Annotated in this window: 1 protein-coding gene; it reads right to left on the bottom strand. The window is 47.1% G+C overall.

The window, feature by feature from the left end; all coding sequences use genetic code 11:
- Positions 1 to 1,554 (bottom strand): aconitase family protein (locus tag A3766_RS01905; RefSeq protein ID WP_255375274.1); only part of this gene is annotated, 1,554 nt, incomplete at both ends.

The following is a 1,554-nucleotide window of genomic DNA, read 5'->3' as shown; positions in this document are numbered from 1 at the left end:
CGAAGCCAAGGTCAACCTGACGGCCATCGTAGTATGAAGTAGGACGGATAACATCGTGCGTGTAACGCTTAGATACGTCTTCGTTGTTTACGTCTGGGTCAGCAATCATTGGCTCTTCGATCGCATCTAGGTCAACAACCAACTCGGCGTAGTACTTAGCGTTGTCGTCTGGAGCAAGTGCAGGCTCTTCACCAGATTTGATACCAGCGATACGCTTGTCAGCTAGATCGATAAGACCTTGTAGCATGTTCGCTTCGTTATCCATACCTTTGTCGATCATGATCTGGATACGAGACTTAGCCAACTCTAGAGAGCTGATGAGCGTTTCGTCTGTAGAGATACAGATAGACGCTTTCGCTTTCATCTCTGCAGTCCAGTCAGTGAAGGTGAACGCTTGGTCAGCAAGTAGAGTACCGATTTGTACTTCGATTACACGACCTTGGAAAACGTTTTCGCCAGAGAACTTCTTAAGCATTTGTGCTTGCGTTGCGTGTACGATGTCACGGAAGTCCATGTGAGGCTTCATAGAACCTTTAAAGGTTACTTTTACAGACTCAGGGATAGGCATTGCTGCTTCGCCCGTCGCAAGTGCGATTGCAACCGTACCAGAGTCAGCACCGAATGCGACACCCTTAGACATACGCGTGTGAGAGTCACCACCAATGATGATTGCACGGTCATCAACAGTGATGTCGTTCAATACTTTGTGGATTACGTCAGTCATTGAGTGGTAAACGCCTTTCGGGTCACGTGCAGTGATTACGCCGAACGCGTTCATGAATGCCATTAGCTTAGGCGTGTTAGCCTTAGCTTTGTTGTCCCATACAGAAGCTGTGTGACAACCAGACTGGAAAGCACCATCAACACTTGGAGAGATAGTCGAAGCAGCCATTGCTTCTAGTTCCTGACAAGTCATAGGACCAGTCGTGTCCTGAGAACCTACGATGTTCACTTTAACGCGAACGTCAGAACCCGTGTGTAGTGGAGTCTTAGAAGTAACACCAACAGCGTTGCGGTTGAAGATCTTTTCAACTGCAGTTAGGCCTTGGCCTTCGTTAGAGATTTCTTTAGAAGCAGCGTAAACAACTGGTGCTTCAACGCCTAGCGTTTCAGCAGCAAATGTTTGTAGCTTCTTACCGAAAGTTACCGCGTAAGAGCCGCCAGCTTTCATGAATTCAACTTTTTGTGGCGTGAAGGCATCAGAAACGTCTGACAATTCTTCGCTACCGTTGTATAGCTTCTTAGCTTTAGTATCGATTGTTAGAACCGTACCTGTTGCAACAGAGTATGCTTCTTCCAATACTGGGTCGCCGTTTGCATCACGAACAACTTCACCGTTTGCGTCAGTTTTCTTAACCCAGTTTTTAAGGTCAAGACCGATACCACCGGTTACACCAACAGTCGTTAGGAAGATAGGTGCGATACCGTTAGTACCTGCAACTACCGGACGGTTGTTGATGAATGGAATGTATGGAGAAGTCTTCTCACCAGCCCACAGTGCAACGTTGTTAACACCAGACATACGTGAAGAACCAACACCCATCGTTCCTTTCT

Source organism: Oleiphilus sp. HI0132 (assembly GCF_001635845.1).
Note: the sequence above shows the minus strand (reverse complement) of the source record. Positions and strands in the feature narration are given on the sequence as shown.